Source organism: Janthinobacterium sp. PSPC1-1 (genome assembly GCF_049897625.1).
In the GTDB taxonomy this organism is placed as follows: domain Bacteria; phylum Pseudomonadota; class Gammaproteobacteria; order Burkholderiales; family Burkholderiaceae_D; genus Janthinobacterium; species Janthinobacterium tructae.
This window is the reverse complement of the sequence record NZ_JAFCWP010000004.1, coordinates 119,845-134,701: the sequence shown is the minus strand read 5'-3', so window position 1 is coordinate 134,701 and position 14,857 is coordinate 119,845. Positions and strand designations below refer to the sequence as shown.

The following is a 14,857-nucleotide window of genomic DNA, read 5'->3' as shown; positions in this document are numbered from 1 at the left end:
TGGGTAAATCAATGGACAACATACACAAAAGATTGCTTGTGCGACTCACGCAATGGCATCAACCACCGCCCTAATTCAGCAATCGCAACACGTCATTAAAGACGGCAAGCACCATCAAGGTCAGCAACAAACCGATCCCCAGGCGCTGGGCAATCTCGCCTACGCGCTCCGGCAAGGGGCGTCCGGTCAAAACTTCCAGCGAATAATACAGCAAATGCCCGCCATCCAGAACAGGAATGGGTAGCAAATTCATCACGCCCAGACTGATACTGATGAAGGCGATGAAGCTCAGGTAGCTTACCAGGCCGGTGCGCGCCGTCTGGCCCGCGTAATCGGCGATGGTAATGGGTCCCGTCACATTCTTCAGCGAGACCTGGCCGGTAACCATCTTACCCAGCATTTTCAGGCTCATGACACTGGTGTCCCAGACCTTGGTGGACGCCTTGCCCACGGCAGAGAACGGTCCGGAGGCCACGCTGATCATATCCGGCACCTGCCCCAGCTTTGCCTGGATCTTACCAACTGTTACAGCTCCCTCTGCCCCCGCACCCGGCACGGCCTCCGGCGTAATGGGCAAGGTCAGGTCCTGGCCCTGGCGCAGGAGTTGCAATTGCAAGGTCCGGCCCGGCGCCTGGCTCAGGGTGGCGATGACGGCCGCCACGTCGTGCACGGGCTGCTCGTCGATGGCCAGGATCTGGTCGTTTTTCTGCAGGCCGGCGCGCGCGGCGGCGCCACCGGGCATGATTTCCATCAGGGTCGGCGCGGAACGGGCCAGGGTCAGGCCCAGCTTGCCCAGCACGTCGCCTTCCAGGTCCGTCTCCGTCAGGCTGGCCGTCGGCAAGGTCGCTTCCTGCTGGCCACGGTCGGGACGGTGCACTTCGATGCGCGCCGGCTGCTTGTCGAGGGTGGCCTGGATCAGTTCCCAGCGCAGCTCGGACCAGCTGGCCACGGCCTTGCCATTCACCGTTTCAACCGTATCGCCGCTGCGCAAGCCGGCCGCGTAGGCGGCCGTTTGCTCGGCCACGGGACCGAGCTTGCTCGACGGCTCTTCGATGCCATGCATGAACAGGCCCGCGTACAGTACGATGGCGACGAGGAAATTGGCCAGCGGGCCGGCGGCCACGATGGCGATACGGCGCCACACGCTCTGGCGCGTGAATTCGCGGCGCAATTCGCTTTCCGGCAAGTCGCTGAGGTCTTGCGCGCGGCTGTCGAGCATGCTCACATAGCCGCCCAGCGGCAACGCGGAAATCGCCCATTCCGTCTGGTCCTTGCCAAACTTGCGCGAATACACCACTTTTCCCATGCCGATCGAGAAGCGCAGCACTTTCACGCCGCACCAGCGCGCCACCAGATAGTGGCCCAGCTCGTGCAGGGTAATCAGTGAACCGAGCGCGACGATAAAAGCCAGCAAGGTGGTAATGAGCGTCATGCAGCCAGCCTTTGGGCGATATACGCGTGCGCGGCAGCTCTGGCCAGGCGGTCCTGCTCCATCACGGCCTCGATGCTCGAGGCGGCGCCATGCGGTACCGTCTCGATCACGTGCGCGATGACTCTGTCGATCTGGCGGAAGCCGATCTGCTCGTCGAGGAAGGCTTGCACGGCCACTTCATTGGCCGCGTTCAGCAGGGCCGGCGCCGTACCGCCCGCGCGCAGGGCGTCGAACGCCAGCGCCAGGCAGGGGAAACGGCGGAAATCGGGACGTTCGAATTGCAGGGTGGCCACTTGCGCCAGGTCCAGCTGCGCCACGCCAGAGTTGATACGCTGCGGATAGGCCAGCGCATGCGCGATCGGCGTGCGCATGTCCGGGTTGCCCAGCTGGGCCAGCACGGAACCGTCGATATACGACACCATCGAATGGATCACGCTTTGCGGATGGATCAGCACCTCGATCTGCTCGGCCGGTGCGCCGAACAGCCAGTGCGCTTCGATCACTTCCAGACCCTTGTTCATCATGGTGGCCGAATCGACGGAAATCTTGCGTCCCATGGCCCAGGTCGGATGCTTGCACGCCTGGTCCGGCGTGACCGCGTCGAGCGTCTCGACGTCGCGCGTGAGGAAGGGGCCGCCGGAAGCCGTCAGCACGATTTTCGCCACACCCGCGGCGCCTGGCGCGCGGCCATGCGCGTGCGGCAGACATTGAAAGATGGCGTTATGCTCGCTGTCGATGGGCAGCAGCACGGCACCGTTATCGTGCACGGCATCGATGAACAGCTGGCCGGACATGACCAGCGCCTCTTTATTGGCCAACAATACTTTCTTGCCGGCGCGTGCCGCCGCCAGGGTGGGCGCCAGACCGGCCGCGCCGACGATGGCCGCCATCACACCCGTCACCTGCGGTGCGCTGGCGATGGCGCACAGGGCTTCCACGCCGTACTCGACCTGCGTAGCGACGCCCTGCCCGCGCAGCAAACGCGTCAGTTCAAGGGCGGCGTCTGCCGTACCGACGACGGCGCGCTGCGGACGGAACTGCAGGCACTGCGCGGCCAGTTCGGCTACGCGGCTATGCGCGCTCAGCGCATACACGCTGTATTGCTCGGGATGACGCGCGAGCACGTCCAGGGTGGACACGCCGATCGAACCGGTCGCGCCAAGGATGGTGATGTATTGCATGAGTTTCCTTAAAGCCAGCTGGCCACGAGGGCGGCAAATGGCAGGACCGGGATCAGTGCGTCGATACGGTCGAGTACACCGCCATGGCCAGGCAGCAGGTTGCTGCTGTCCTTGATGCCGGCGCGGCGCTTCAATTGGGATTCAAACAGGTCGCCGACGATGCTGGCCGCGACGACCAGCAGCAGCACCAGCAAGGCCACCAGCCAGCCGCGGCGCAATTGCAGCTGCACGGCGAAGGTGTCTTGCAGCACCGGCAGCGATGGCGCGGCGACGATGGTGATGGCAGCGATGAGCAGCACGGCGATCCCGCCGCCGATGGCGCCTTCCCATGATTTTCCTGGGGAAATGCTGGGTGCCAGCTTGCGCTTGCCGAATGCCTTGCCCGAGAAGTAGGCGCCGATATCGGCGATCCACACCAGGGCCATGACGGACAGCAGGTACAGGGGGCTATGCAGGAACAAGGCGATGATGGCGACGAAGCAGCCGACGATGGTCACCGGATACACCAGGCTGAGCAAGGTATTGCCCAGGCCTTCGGTGGGCGGCAAGCCCGTCGCCAGCGAGGGCACGAAGCGGATCAGCCAGATGGCCACGCACAGGGCGAACCAGAAATTGAGCTGCGCCATGCCGTTACCGACAAAAAACGTATACGCGAAGGCGGCAGTCCAGACGGCGGCAATCAGGAGCGCCTGGCGATTTTTGAAAATGCGGAAGCTTTCCCAGACCGCGGCGCCGAAGAACGCCGTGGCGATCACGGCGAAGGCGGGGAAATAATTCAGATACAGAACCGGCAGCAAGACCGCCAAGAGGACCAGGGCGGTGATTATCCGTGTTTTCAGCATCAGTTTGTCTTTTCAGTTAATTGCGCGCTGGTACGGCCAAAGCGCCGTTCGCGCTGCTGGTAAGACGCGATTGCCGCGTCGAGGCACTCGTCATTGAAGTCGGGCCAGAAAGTCTCGGTGAAAAACAGCTCAGTGTACGCCAGTTGCCACAGCAGGAAATTGGAAATGCGCTGCTCGCCGCCCGTGCGGATGAACAGGTCAGGCTCGGGCGCATAGGCCATGGCCAGGTGCGGCGCCAATTGCTCTTCCGTGTAAGCCTGCCCGGCAGGCTGGCCGTTGGTGGTGGCCTCGGCCGTCATTTTGTTAACTGCCTGCATGATGTCCCAGCGCCCGCCATAATTGGCACAGATCGTCACCGTCAGGCGCGTATTGCGCGCCGTCTTGCGCTCGGCATTGGCGATCAGGGTTTGCAGCTGCTCGTTGAAGCGCGACAGGTCGCCCACCACTTTCAGGCGGATGTCGTTGGCATGCATCTTGACCACTTCGCGTTCCAGCATGGTGACGAACAGGCGCATCAGCATCGACACCTCTTCTTCCGGGCGGCGCCAGTTTTCCGAACTGAAGGCAAACAGGGTCAGATATTCGACGCCCCGTTCGAGGCAGGTCTCGACGACGCCGCGCACGGCGTCAGCGCCCTTGACGTGGCCAGCCACGCGCGGCAGGAAGCGTTTGGTTGCCCAGCGGCCATTGCCATCCATAATGATTGCCACATGGCGCGGCACAGTGCCCACCTCAGGTACTGCCGTTGTCGAACTCGAATAGATCATGAAAACACGAATACCAAAAATAAAAGATAACTATTATGCGCCAAATAGCACTGCCCGGAAAAGCCATGCTTTCCCGGGCAGCGTCAAAAGGACTGAAAACTAGACCGTCAGCACTTCTTTTTCTTTGTCGACCACCATCTTGTCGATGTCGGCAATAAACTTGTCCGTCAGTTTCTGCACTTCTTCCGACGAGCGGCGCTCATCGTCCTCGGAGCAGGCTTTTTCCTTGACCAGTTTCTTCAGCGACTCGTTCGCATCGCGGCGAATGTTACGCACGGCAATCTTCGCGTCTTCCGCTTCGGTCTTGACCAGCTTGACCATTTCCTTGCGGCGCTCTTCCGTCAGCGGCGGCGTCGGGACGCGGATCATGTCGCCCTGTGCCGATGGGTTCAAGCCCAGGTCGGCGTCGCGGATGGCTTTTTCAACGGTCGAGGCCATCTTCTTTTCGTACGGCTGCACACCGATGGTGCGCGCGTCGATCAGCGTCACGTTGGCCACCTGGGTCAGCGCCGTCGGCGAGCCGTAGTAATCGACCATCACGTGGTCCAGGATACCCGTATGGGCGCGGCCGGTACGCACTTTGGCCAGGTCGGCCCGCAGTGTTTCCAGCGACTTCGTCATGCGTTCCTGGGTGTTCTTTTTAACGTCAGCTAAGGACATACGCCCTCCTATATCTTGATAATAAATGGGTATTACAATTATTCACTGCAGTGTAAATGTTCGCGCAGTCGGGAGTGCCGAAAACCGTTCAGGGCAAGGCGCAGCGCCGAAGACAGTACGAATGTACGGCGAGGCGCTGCAACGCAGCCATGGACGGTTTCTCGGCGCTCCGCTTCCCTTATACGTGAACCAGCGTGCCCTCATCCTCGCCCATGATGACGCGCATCAGCGCGCCTGGCTTGGTGATCGAAAACACCTTGATTGGCAGTTTCTGGTCGCGGCACAGGGCGAATGCGGTGGCATCCATCACTTGCAGGTGCTTGGCGATGGCGTCGTCGAACGTAATCGTGTGGAACAGGGTGGCATTCGGATCCTTCTTCGGATCGGCCGTATAGACGCCGTCGACCTTGGTGGCCTTCAGGACGATCTCGGCACTGATCTCGGAACCGCGCAGGGCGGCTGCCGTGTCGGTGGTGAAGAACGGATTGCCGGTACCGGCGGCGAAGACCACCACTTTGCCTTCTTCCAGGTATTGCAGGGCTTTCGGACGGACGTACGGCTCGACAACTTGCTCGATGCCGATGGCCGACATGACGCGTGCGACGATGCCGACATGACGCATGGCATCGGCCAGGGCCAGTGCATTCATCACGGTGGCAAGCATGCCCATGTAGTCGGCGGTGGCACGGTCCATGCCTTGCGCGCCAGGCGCGACGCCACGGAAGATATTGCCGCCGCCAATCACGATTGCCAGTTCCACACCCAATTTCGCCACCTCGGCCACATCGGCCACCATGCGCTCGATCGTGGCGCGGTTGATGCCGTAGGGATCATCGCCCATCAGGGCTTCGCCGGACAACTTGAGGAGGACGCGCTTGTAGGCTGGTTTTGACATGAGCTGGGGCTCCATAAATGAGGTTATTCGAGTATGACATGGCGCAGCGCCTTGCAGCGCCGGATAGGCGCGCGGGGCTGCCCATGCCGCCGCCCGGCACGACGGGTGCGGGCGGGCCAAAAAAACGGGCCTCTCGGCCCGCTTTACTTACGCTCCCTGGGAGGCAGCCATCTGTGCTGCGACTTCTGCTGCGAAGTCGTCTTGCTTCTTCTCGATGCCTTCGCCTACCACGTACATGGCAAAACCTTTGACGCTGGTGTTAGCCGCCTTCAGCATTTGCTCAACCGACAGCTTGTCGTTTTTCACGAAAGCCTGGTTCAGCAGCGATACTTCTTTCAGGAACTTCTGTACGGAACCTTCCAGGCGCTTGGCCAGGATTTCCGGCGATTGCGCTGGCTTGCCTTCGGCGGCCGCTTTGACTGCGTCTTCTTCGGCTTTCAGTTGGGCAACCGAACGCTCTTTTTCGATCAGTTCCGCAGGAACTTCGTTCGACGACAGCGACACTGGCTTCATGGCAGCGATGTGCATGGCCACGTCTTTGCCGACTTGCTCATCGGCGCCGTCGAATTCGACGATCACGCCAATGCGCGCACCGTGCAGGTACGACGCCAGCTTGTTGCTGGTTTCGAAACGCTGGAAGCGGCGGATGGTCATGTTTTCGCCGATTTTGCCGATCAGGGCAGCGCGCACTTCGTCCAGGGTCTTGCCATCGAGTGGCAGGGCCAGCAGGGCAGCGACGTCAGCCGGGTTGTGCTCTGCTACCAGACGGGCAGCGTTGTTGGCCAGCGCCAGGAAATCGTCGTTTTTCGCAACGAAGTCGGTTTCCGAGTTCACTTCGACCAGGGCGCCTACGCCATTGGCGATGTAGGTTGCCACGACGCCTTCAGCGGTGATGCGTGCCGATGCTTTCGATGCCTTGCCGCCCAGTTTGACGCGCAGGATCTCTTCCGCACGCGCCATGTCGCCTTCGGCTTCGGTCAGTGCTTTTTTGCATTCCATCATTGGTGCGTCGGTTTTGCCGCGCAATTCGCCTACCATCGCTGCTGTAATCGCTGCCATGTGTTTCTCCTGATTCGGTGAGTCGACAGTCGCGGCCGGGCAGATCTGCCTCGCCAGCGGTCACTATCGTTTTTTTGTTAAAAAAAAGGGGGAGCTGCTGCCACCCCTTTTCCCTTACTGCTGTGCTTACAAACGGCTATCTCGCGATAGCCTGGCCATTAAGCCTGTTCGTTCACTTCGACGAATTCGTCGCCAGCGGCTGCTTTAACCATTTCAACAACTTCGTTACCGGCAGCTGCACGGCCTTCGATGATTGCATCAGCAACACCGCGAGCGTACAACATGATGGCTTTCGAGGAGTCATCGTTACCTGGGATCACGAAGTTCACGCCTTCTGGGGAGTGGTTGGTATCGACAACGCCGATGACCGGGATACCCAGTTTAGCTGCTTCGGTGATCGCACCTTTGTGGTAGCCGACGTCGACGACGAAGATTGCGTCAGGAATGCCGCCCATGTCCTTGATGCCGCCGATCGATTTTTGCAGCTTGATCATTTCGCGGGAGAACATCAGCGCTTCTTTTTTCGACAGCTTCTCGATCGAACCGTCTTCAACCATGACTTCCATGTCTTTCAGACGCTTGATCGAGGTTTTGATCGTTTTGAAGTTGGTCAGCATGCCGCCCAACCAACGTTGATCAACGAAAGGCACGCCAGCGCGTTGTGCTTCAGCAGCGATGATTTCGCGAGCTTGACGCTTGGTGCCAACCATCAGGATGGTGCCACGGTTTGCAGCCAGTTGACGCACGTGCTTCATTGCGTCCTGGTACATCGCCATGGTTTTTTCCAGGTTGATGATGTGGATCTTGTTGCGATGGCCGAAGATGAACGGTGCCATTTTTGGATTCCAAAAACGGGTTTGGTGACCAAAGTGGACACCGGCTTCCAGCATTTCGCGCATTGTTACGGACATTATTAACTCCAGGGTTGGGTCTGGAATCCGATCAGTCACCATACAGGCACCCTTGTCGACCGGATTCGCGTGTTTATATAAATTAAAGACACTGTTTTACTGCATTGCTCAAAAGAGAATTCAAGCAACCCGGGATTCTACACCGAAATGCCCATTCCATCAAGTCCACGACGCAAATCGCGCGCGCAGCGACGGCAAGCCTTGCACCACACTGGTGCAAGGCGTATCCGCCATGGCCTTTCCCGCAAAAATCGCCTGCCTGCCATAGGATGGAGGCGGCGGATGCAGGGCGCCTCGTTTATAATTTCGACATATTTGCAGACGTTTCCTCCTACGCTGAGGTTCGTCTGTGCTTTTCACCCGAACATCTTGCAGATTGCGAATCACACCATGTCCACCATCCGTATCAATAGCGCCGCCGACATCGAAGGCATGCGCGTTGCCGGCAAGCTCGGCGCCGAAGTACTCGATTACATCACACCCTTCGTCAAGGTCGGCGTCACGACCGGCGAACTGGACCGCCTGTGCCATGAATACATGGTCAACGTGCAAGGCACCATCCCTGCCCCGCTGAACTACTGCCCGCCAGGCTACACGCCTTACCCGAAGGCCATCTGCACCTCCGTCAACGACGTCATCTGCCATGGCATTCCCGGCGACAAGGTCCTCAAGAGCGGCGACTCCGTCAACCTCGACATCACCGTCATCAAGGATGGCTACCACGGCGACAACAGCCGCATGTTCTTGGTTGGCACGCCCACCATCCTGGCCAAGCGCCTGTCGGAAATCACCTATGAATGCATGTGGCTGGGAATCGACCAGATCAAACCGGGCGCCCACCTGGGCGATATCGGCCACGCCATCCAGCAACATGCGGAAAAAGCCGGCTACAGCGTGGTGCGCGAATTCTGCGGCCACGGCATCGGCAAGGTCTTCCATGAAGAGCCGCAAGTGTTGCATTACGGCAAACCAGGCACCCTGGAACGCCTGGAAGCGGGCATGATCTTCACCGTCGAACCGATGATCAACTCGGGCCGCCGCGAGATCCGCGAAATGAACGATGGCTGGACCATCAAAACCAAGGACCGCAGCCTGTCGGCGCAATGGGAACACACGGTGCTGGTGACGGAAACGGGCTATGAAGTGCTGACCGTCTCGCCCGGCATGCCGCCACCGCCCGCCTTGATCCTGAACAAAGCCTGATTCTTCCATCCCACGCACCGCCACCCCAGGGCCCAGATGAAAAAGCAGATTCGGGAACAGCTGAAACAGCAACTGAAAGCCGACCGCCAGGTCGTCATTGCGGCCTTCCAGGCCGACGGCAAGCCTGAAAAACTGCTGCGCAGCCTGCGCCACAGCGTCGATGGCGTGCTGGCGCGCGCCTGGCAGGAAGCGGGTTTGCCGCCCGGCACGGCCCTGGTGGGCGTGGGCGGCTACGGCCGCGGGGAACTGTTTCCATATTCCGACGTCGACCTGCTGATCCTGCTGCAGCAATCGCCGGACGCGACGACGCAGGAAAAGCTCGAGGAACTGGTGCAGCTGCTGTGGGACCTGGGCCTGGAAATCGGCCACAGCATCCGCACGGTCGAGGAATGCATGGTCGAATCGAAGGCCGACATCACCGTGCAAACCAGCCTGCTCGAAGCGCGCCTCGTGTGCGGCAACGCGGACCTGTTCGCGCAACTGCAGCAGCGCTACGCGGCAGCCATGGACCCGCAGGCGTTTTTCCAGGCGAAAACGGCGGAAATGCGCCAGCGGCATGCCAAGTACGAAGACACGGCCTTCAGCCTGGAACCGAATTGCAAGGAAAGCCCGGGCGGCCTGCGCGACTTGCAGGTGATTTTGTGGGTGGCCAAGGCGGCCGGCCTGGCCAATTCCTGGCGCACCCTGGCCACAGGCGGCCTGATCACCCTGACGGAAGCGCGCCAGCTGATGGAAAAGGAGCGCGCCTTCAAGGATATCCGCGTGCGCCTGCACCTGCATGCGGGACGGCGCGAAGACCGCCTGGTATTCGACGTGCAGACGGCGATCGCTGAATCGCTGGGCTTGCAAGCCACGGGCAGCGGGCCGCACATGCGCCGCGCCAGCGAATACCTGATGCAACGCTATTACTGGGCCGCCAAGACGGTGACCCAGCTCAACACGATTTTGCTGCAAAACATCGAGGCACGGCTGTTCCCGCAAGACGATGTGGCCGTACCCATCAACGAACGCTTCAATGAAGTCAACAGCCTGATCGACATCAGCGCCGACGATACGTTCGAACAATACCCGTCGGCCATGCTGGAAATCTTCGTGCTGATGACGGAGCGCCCGGCCCTGAAGGGCATGACCTCGCGCGCCACGCGGGCCCTGTGGCACGCGCGCTTCAAGATCGACGCCGCCTTCCGCCAGGATCCCGTCAATCGGGCCCTGTTCCTGCGCATCATGAAAGCACCCGTGGGCATCATCCATGCGCTGCGGCGCATGAACGAGATGAGCATCCTGGGACGCTACCTGCCGAATTTCCGCCGCATCGTGGGCCAGATGCAGCACGACCTGTTCCACGTGTACACGGTCGACCAGCACATTTTGATGGTGGTGCGCAACATGCGCCGCTTCACGATGAGCGAACACGCGCACGAATACCCGTACTGCAGCCAGCTGATGGCCGATTTCTCGCAGTCCTGGCTGCTGTACGTGGCGGCCCTGTTCCACGACATTGCCAAGGGCCGCGGCGGCGACCATTCCAAGCTGGGCGTGGCCGACGCCACCCAGTTCTGCCAGGAGCACGGCATGTCGGCAGAGGACACGGAACTGGTCGCTTTCTTGGTGGAAAATCACCTGACCATGTCGCAAGTGGCGCAAAAGCAGGACCTGTCCGACCCCGACGTCATCGCCGCGTTCGCGAAAGTGGTCAAGGACGAGCGCCACCTGACGGGCCTGTACCTGCTGACGGTGGCCGACATCCGCGGCACCAGCCCGAAAGTGTGGAACGCGTGGAAGGGCAAGCTGCTGGAAGACCTGTACAAGATCACCCTGCGCGTGCTGGGCGGCGAGCCGCACACGGCCGACCGCGAACTGAAGAACCGCCAGCAGGAAGCGCTGGCCACCCTGCGCCTGTACGGCTTGCCGCCCGATGCCCACCTGAAACTGTGGCAGCAGCTCGATGTGGCGTATTTCCTGCGCCACGACGCCTCCGACATCGCCTGGCAGACGCGCTCGCTGTATGACAAACTCGACAGCAAGTTGCCAGTGGTAAAATGTCGGCTGGCGCCCATCGGCGAAGGCTTGCAGGTGGCCGTGTACATTCCCGACCAGCCTGACCTGTTCGCGCGCATCTGCAGCTATTTCGACCGCAAGAATTTCAGCATCCTCGACGCGAAGATCCACACGACGAGGAATGGCTATGCGCTCGACACCTTCCTCGTCACGGAGCAGAACTTCGCCAAGAGCTACCGCGACATCATCAGCCTGATCGAGCATGAGCTGGGCGAACTGCTGCAGTCGCAAACGCCGCTGCCGCCGCCGGGCAAGGGACGGTTGTCGCGCCTGTCGCGCACCTTCCCCTTCCAGCCGACGGTGGACTTGCGGCCCGATGAAAAGGGCCAGTACTACCTGCTGTCGGTGGCCGCCAACGACCGCACGGGCCTGCTGTATGCAATCGCCAATGTGCTGACCAAGTACCGCATCAACCTGCACACGGCCAAGATCATGACCCTGGGCGAGCGGGTCGAAGACGTCTTCCTCGTCGACGGCCCCGCGCTCAACAATGCCCGCAACCAGATATTGCTGGAAACCGATTTACTCGATGCGCTGAAGGTGTAAACCTTGCGCGCAGCGCCTACCCTTACTGAAACTGAAACAACATGACCGAAGAATTATTACGCTTGTCCAAACGCATGTCCGAACTGGGCCTGTCCTCCCGCCGCGAAGCCGATGAATGGATCGCGCGCGGCTGGGTCCGCGTAGATGGCAAGGTGGTATCCGAGCTGGGCAGCAAGGTCTATCCCAGCCAGAAAGTCACCGTGGAACGCCAGGCGGCAGCCGAACAGTCCAAGCGCGTCACCGTGCTGATCAACAAGCCGATGGGCTATGTCAGCGGCCAGGCCGAGGATGGCTACACGCCCGCCGTGGCCCTGATCAAGGCCGAGAACCGCTGGGCGGAAGACCGCAGCCCGGAACAGTTCCACCCGACCCAGCTGCGCAGCCTGGTGGCCGCCGGGCGCCTGGACATCGATTCCGTCGGCTTGCTGGTCCTGACGCAGGATGGGCGCGTGGCCAAGCAGCTGATCGGCCACGATACCGATATCGACAAGGAATACCTGGTGCGCGTGAGCTACACCAAGGGCGACGTCCTGCCCGACAGCGAGCTGAAAAAGCTCAACCACGGCCTGTGGCTCGACGGCAAGCCGCTGCTGCCGGCCAAGGTGCGCTGGCAAAATGAAGACCAGCTGAGCTTTACCCTGCGCGAAGGCAAGAAACGCCAGATCCGCCGCATGTGCGAAGCCGTGGGACTGAAAGTGCTGGGCCTGAAACGCGTGCGCATCGGCAAGGTCAAGCTGGGCGACTTGCCGACGGGCCAATGGCGTTACCTGAGCGCGGACGAACAATTTTAAGCGTGCCGGGATCTATATCCAGCAGGCAACAAAAATAGTGAAATAAAGGCAATTATTGTGATTTAGTTAGCAAATATTGCCTTGAACCTATACACTATTCCCCATTAGAACAAAAGAGATACGCTGTCGTGAACGATCCCATCCCCAATCCCCTGCGCAAAGGCGCGCCCAGCCTGGCCGATGTGGCCGAGCCGATGGAGCCAGGCACCAAGCCGCACCATATGAGCGATCCGTGGGATATCGGTGAAACCCTGTGCAGCCTGGCTGATAACGGCGACGCCATTTCCATCTACCCGACAGGCGGCGAAGACGTCATCATGGCGCGCATATTGTCCGTCGACGACGACTTGCCGCAATTCGTGCTGGAACTCAATGAGGGGACCACCCTGCCCGAAGGCGGCGCCACGTTTGTATCGTGGGTGCAAAACGCCAAGCTGCAATTTACCATCAATGGCGAATGGGAGGCGTATCCCGAGCGGCCGAACGTCTACCTGACGAACTTCCCCAGCCATTGCCTGGTGCTGGAACGGCGCGAGTCGGCGCGTCTGGAAACGCCGCTGGGCGTGTACTATCTGGCCGCCTTTGTGCTGGAAGGCCGACCGTATGAATTGCAGCTGTATGATTTCTCGGCCGGCGGCATCGGCATGCGTGCCCATCCGCGCGATACGGTCGGCCTGTACGTGGGGCGCAAGCTGTCGCGCGTACGCCTGGAACTGGGGCCGGACAAGGTCATGATCGCCGACCTGGAAATCCGCCTCTCGCGGACCTTCCGCTCCTTCCTGCTGGGCGAGCAAGTGCAGATCGGCTGCCGCTTCCTGAACTTGACGGATGCCATGCAGGATGAATTGAAAGCGCTGCTGGATCACCTGGGCAGCAACCGCAAGGTGCGCTAGATTTGCTTCACGTATAAAAAATGGCCGCCCAGCTCATGCTGCGCGGCCATTTTTATGTTTGATAGTCACAATCACGAGGCGCCTGAAAAACGTTCAGGGCAAGGCGCATTGCCGAAGACAGTACGAATAGTACGGCGAGGCAATGCAACGCAGCCATGGGCGTTTTCTCAGGCGCCGATCAATCGTCGTCGTTCGGATCCAGATCGGGAAACATGACTTCCGTGTAACCGAATTGCGTAAAATCAACGATACGCATCGGATACAAAATGCCATGCAAGTGGTCCACTTCATGCTGTACCACGCGCGCATGGAAGCCGTCGCAATCGCGGCTGATGGGCTGGCCGAACTGGTCCACGCCTTCATAGTGCAGCTCACTCCAGCGCGGCACGCTGCCGCGCAAACCAGGCACCGACAGGCAGCCCTCGAAGCCCTCTTCCTTGCGCTCCGTCAACGGCGTCAGCACCGGGTTGATCAACACGGTTTCCGGCACTTGCGGCGCATCGGGATAGCGCAGATTCTGCTTGAAGCCGTAGATCACCAGCTGCAGGTTGACGCCGATCTGCGGCGCCGCCAGGCCTGCGCCATTGGCCGCATGCATGGTATCGAACATATCGGTGATCAGCGCATGCAATTCGGGCGTATCGAATTCGCGCACGGGCTCGGCCATGCGCAGCAGGCGCGGATCGCCCATCTTCAGAATCGCGCGTACCGTCATTTTGCTTCCAGTGTCGATTGCAGTTGTTGCAGGTAAGTGCGGAAAGCGGCACCCGTTTCCGGATGCTTCAAGCCCATCGCCGTCATTGCCTTCAAATAACCGAGCTTGGAGCCGCAATCATAACGCTGCCCCTGATAGCGGTAAGCCAGCACACGCTCTTCGCGCATCAGAGCGGCAATGCCGTCCGTCAACTGGATTTCGCCGCCGGCGCCCGTGCCGATATTTTCCAGGTGGTTAAAGATACGGCTGGTCAGCACATAACGGCCCACCACGGCCAGGGTCGATGGCGCCTCTTCGGGCGCAGGCTTTTCCACGATGGCCGAAACCAGTTCCAGGTCGGGCTGATAATTCTTTGCCGACACGATACCGTACTGCCTGGTTTCCGCGCGCGGCACATCCTGCACCGCCAGCAGCGAGCAATTTTCATATTGGAAGACATCGGTCATCTGCGCCAGCACGGGGCGCACGCCCTCTTCCACGTCCATGAAATCGTCGGCCAGCAAGACGGCAAACGGCTCGTCGCCGATCACGGGACGGGCGCACAGCACGGCATGCCCCAGGCCCAGCGGCGCCGACTGGCGTATGTAAATGCAATTGATGTGCTTGGGAATGACGTTTTGCACCATGTCGAGCAACAGGCGCTTGCCGGCCGCTTCCAGCTCCGACTCGAGCTCATAGGCCGTATCGAAATGGTCTTCGATGGCGCGCTTGTTGCGGCCCGTGATGAAGATCATTTCCGTGATGCCCGCCGCCACCGCTTCTTCCACTGCGTACTGGATCAATGGCTTGTCGACGATCGGTAACATTTCCTTCGGTTGCGCCTTGGTTGCAGGCAAGAAACGACTGCCCAGGCCGGCAACGGGAAAAACTGCTTTTCTGATTTTTTTCATGGGTCTTCTGTAAT

Annotated in this window: 14 protein-coding genes; 4 read left to right on the top strand and 10 right to left on the bottom strand. The window is 60.4% G+C overall.

Annotated elements, in window-relative coordinates:
• Window positions 1–70: 70 nt before the first annotated feature.
• The 8 genes from rseP to rpsB all read right to left on the bottom strand — a co-directional run bounded on the left by rseP (window position 71) and on the right by rpsB (window position 7,747).
• The gene (gene rseP / locus ACP7EG_RS14560) at window positions 71–1,432 is read right to left on the bottom strand and encodes an RIP metalloprotease RseP (RefSeq protein ID WP_426088159.1); all 1,362 of its coding nucleotides are present in this window, start codon (window positions 1,430–1,432) and stop codon (window positions 71–73) included.
• Complete coding sequence (gene ispC, locus ACP7EG_RS14555) at window positions 1,429–2,613, bottom strand: 1-deoxy-D-xylulose-5-phosphate reductoisomerase (RefSeq protein WP_426088158.1); 1,185 nt, start codon at window positions 2,611–2,613, stop codon at window positions 1,429–1,431. Before ispC ends, rseP begins: the two co-directional genes overlap by 4 nt.
• Window positions 2,614–2,621: 8 nt before the next feature.
• The gene (locus ACP7EG_RS14550; protein WP_426088157.1) at window positions 2,622–3,455 is read right to left on the bottom strand and encodes a phosphatidate cytidylyltransferase; all 834 of its coding nucleotides are present in this window, start codon (window positions 3,453–3,455) and stop codon (window positions 2,622–2,624) included.
• Entirely contained in the window at window positions 3,455–4,222 is a 768-nt protein-coding gene (gene uppS / locus ACP7EG_RS14545; RefSeq protein ID WP_096235111.1) for a polyprenyl diphosphate synthase, read from the bottom strand. The genes ACP7EG_RS14550 and uppS overlap by 1 nt, the downstream gene beginning before the upstream one ends.
• Window positions 4,223–4,321: 99 nt before the next feature.
• Window positions 4,322–4,882 carry a ribosome recycling factor gene (frr, locus tag ACP7EG_RS14540; RefSeq protein ID WP_071077757.1) on the bottom strand — a complete coding sequence of 187 codons (561 nt, stop codon included), beginning with the start codon at window positions 4,880–4,882 and terminating at the stop codon, window positions 4,322–4,324.
• Between the two features lie 178 nt (window positions 4,883–5,060).
• Complete coding sequence (gene pyrH / locus ACP7EG_RS14535) at window positions 5,061–5,777, bottom strand: UMP kinase (protein WP_071077758.1); 717 nt, start codon at window positions 5,775–5,777, stop codon at window positions 5,061–5,063.
• 147 nt (window positions 5,778–5,924) lie between these two features.
• The gene (gene tsf / locus ACP7EG_RS14530; RefSeq protein ID WP_010397617.1) at window positions 5,925–6,836 is read right to left on the bottom strand and encodes a translation elongation factor Ts; all 912 of its coding nucleotides are present in this window, start codon (window positions 6,834–6,836) and stop codon (window positions 5,925–5,927) included.
• Between the two features lie 158 nt (window positions 6,837–6,994).
• Window positions 6,995–7,747 carry a 30S ribosomal protein S2 gene (gene rpsB / locus ACP7EG_RS14525; protein WP_071077760.1) on the bottom strand — a complete coding sequence of 251 codons (753 nt, stop codon included), beginning with the start codon at window positions 7,745–7,747 and terminating at the stop codon, window positions 6,995–6,997.
• 390 nt (window positions 7,748–8,137) lie between these two features.
• On the opposite strand from rpsB, the gene map reads away from it, so the two are divergent.
• The 4 genes from map (at window position 8,138) to ACP7EG_RS14505 (ending at window position 13,238) form a co-directional block, all read left to right on the top strand.
• Window positions 8,138–8,950, top strand: coding sequence for a type I methionyl aminopeptidase (gene map, locus ACP7EG_RS14520; RefSeq protein ID WP_096238442.1), 813 nt, complete (start codon window positions 8,138–8,140; stop codon window positions 8,948–8,950).
• A gap of 36 nt (window positions 8,951–8,986) precedes the next feature.
• Entirely contained in the window at window positions 8,987–11,554 is a 2,568-nt protein-coding gene (locus tag ACP7EG_RS14515; RefSeq protein WP_426088156.1) for a [protein-PII] uridylyltransferase, read from the top strand.
• 41 nt (window positions 11,555–11,595) lie between these two features.
• Window positions 11,596–12,345, top strand: coding sequence for a pseudouridine synthase (locus ACP7EG_RS14510; RefSeq protein WP_096235107.1), 750 nt, complete (start codon window positions 11,596–11,598; stop codon window positions 12,343–12,345).
• Between the two features lie 128 nt (window positions 12,346–12,473).
• Window positions 12,474–13,238, top strand: a complete 765-nt coding sequence (locus tag ACP7EG_RS14505; RefSeq protein WP_426088155.1) for a flagellar brake protein — start codon at window positions 12,474–12,476, stop codon at window positions 13,236–13,238.
• A 178-nt stretch (window positions 13,239–13,416) separates the two neighbouring features.
• Here ACP7EG_RS14505 and def read toward each other — a convergent pair whose 3' ends face one another.
• Window positions 13,417–13,953, bottom strand: coding sequence for a peptide deformylase (gene def, locus ACP7EG_RS14500; RefSeq protein WP_426088154.1), 537 nt, complete (start codon window positions 13,951–13,953; stop codon window positions 13,417–13,419).
• Entirely contained in the window at window positions 13,950–14,843 is an 894-nt protein-coding gene (gene galU, locus ACP7EG_RS14495; protein WP_426088153.1) for a UTP--glucose-1-phosphate uridylyltransferase GalU, read from the bottom strand. The genes def and galU overlap by 4 nt, the downstream gene beginning before the upstream one ends.
• Between the last annotated feature and the right edge of the window lie 14 nt (window positions 14,844–14,857).